The organism is Neoroseomonas rubea, assembly GCF_016106015.1.
In the GTDB taxonomy this organism is placed as follows: Bacteria; Pseudomonadota; Alphaproteobacteria; order Acetobacterales; family Acetobacteraceae; genus Neoroseomonas; species Neoroseomonas rubea.
Map to the genome: position 1 here is coordinate 1 of NZ_JACADQ010000541.1, position 1,715 is coordinate 1,715.

The window sequence follows — 1,715 nt, forward strand, 5'->3', positions numbered from 1 at the left end:
GCGGGTGCCGCTGGGGACTGAACCGCACCCCGGGCCGCCGGCGGCGGTCCGCCTCAGGGGCGGCGCGCGATGCTTCCCGGGTTGCTCGCCCCAGCGCTCGACGGGGCACGATCCATGCCCGGCCGGCCGATGTTGCCGAACAGCGCCTGCAGCAGCGATCGATCGTTGCCCGGCACCGGCGTCTCGCGCGACACCATCTGCACGTCGCGCCCATCGGCCTGGGTCAGTTCGCGCACATTCGCGACCACGCCCTGCCGGTTGAAGGAGATGGCGACGACGCGCTGCCCCTCGACCTCGAGGAAGCGCCCGGGCTGCGTCCGGGTGCGGGCGCTGATGTAATACCAGTTGTCGTCGTCGAAGGTGCCGCGGGCGGAGGGCGAGCCGAGCAGCGCCTCGACATCCGAGCGCGTCTGGACGCCGGGGGTGATCTGGCTGAGCCGGTCCGCATCGACATGGTTGCCGCGCAGGATGGGGTCGGGGCCGATCCGTTCCCCCAGCCAGGCGCAGCCGCCGAGGCCGAGCAGGATGAGCAGCGGCGCGGCGCGGAATACGTTGACCATGTGGGTTCGACGGGCCATGTCCGGCAAGCGATAGCCATGAGGCCGCCCCCGGGTCAACCGCCAAGGTCCGGGCGCGGAAGCCAGGAACGAGAATGGGACTGCTCGGGATGTTCCGTCGCCGGCCGCATGAGCGGGCCGGATTCGAACTCTACGGCGCCGCCGTGGGCGCGGCGCGCTCGCCGGCGCTGTTTGCCGCCCTCGGCATTCCGGACACGGTCGAGGGGCGTTTCGACCTGGTCAGCCTGCATGTCGGCCTGCTGATCCGCCGCCTGCGCACGGACGGGCATGCACGTGGCCCGCTGCTCGCCCAGGCGGTCTTCGACGCGATGTTCGCCGACATGGACCTGAACCTGCGCGAGATGGGCGTGGGCGACCTGTCCGTCGGCAAACGCGTACGACGCATGTGGGAGGCGTTTCACGGTCGGGCACTCGCCTATGAGGCGGCGATCGACTCCGGGGACCCCGCCGCGCTGGCCGATGCGCTCGACCGCAACGTCTGGCGTGGGGGAGCACCTGAGGGGGCGCCCGCCCGCTTGGCCGCGATCGCGCGGGCCCAGGCGGCGCATCTGGCAGGGCAGGGGATCGAGGCCATGGTCGCGGGCCGCGTCGATTTCCTGCCGGCCGAGGGGCTGCTCGATGCTGCCTGAATTCCATCGCCCGCTCGCCCTCGCGCGCATACCGCCCGAGGGGCGGGAGGAGCGGATCGAAGCGCGTGCCGAGGAATGCGCCGCGCTCGCCGCCCGCTTCGGCATTCCCGCCGTCGAGCGCCTGTCGGCCGGGATCCGGCTTCGACCGGAAGCCGGAGGCACGGTTTTCGCCGAAGGCCATCTGTCGGCCGAGGTCGTGCAGACCTGCGTCGTGACGCTCGAGCCGGTGCGGCAGGCGGTCAGCGAGGCGATCGCCCTGCGCATCCTGGCCCCCGGCGCGGAACCCTCCGACGACCCCGAGGGCCCGGACGAGATCGAGGCCGAGGACGGCACGGTCGACCTGGGCGAGGCCGTGGCCGAGCAATTGTCCCTGGCGCTGGATCCCTACCCTCGCGCGCCGGGCGCCGAACTGCCCGTGGCCGGGGAGGGCGGGGCGACGCCCAGCGGCCCCTTCGCGGCGCTCGCCGCGCTGCGCGGCCAGGCGAAGGGATCCTGACGTCCCCGGGGG

General features: G+C 73.2%; 3 protein-coding genes. 2 read left to right on the forward strand and 1 reads right to left on the reverse strand.

The annotated features are described in order from the left end of the window. Positions 1-53: 53 nt before the first annotated feature. Positions 54-578: an outer membrane protein assembly factor BamE gene (locus HW577_RS24635; RefSeq protein WP_198378730.1), complete on the reverse strand. Its 525-nt coding sequence runs from the start codon at positions 576-578 to the stop codon at positions 54-56. 74 nt (positions 579-652) lie between these two features. Here HW577_RS24635 and HW577_RS24640 point away from each other — a divergent pair, with 74 nt between their 5' ends. Then, complete coding sequence (locus HW577_RS24640; protein ID WP_198378731.1) at positions 653-1,207, forward strand: ubiquinol-cytochrome C chaperone family protein; 555 nt, start codon at positions 653-655, stop codon at positions 1,205-1,207. Beyond that, positions 1,197-1,703: a YceD family protein gene (locus HW577_RS24645; RefSeq protein ID WP_198378732.1), complete on the forward strand. Its 507-nt coding sequence runs from the start codon at positions 1,197-1,199 to the stop codon at positions 1,701-1,703. Before HW577_RS24640 ends, HW577_RS24645 begins: the two co-directional genes overlap by 11 nt. Positions 1,704-1,715: the final 12 nt, after the last annotated feature.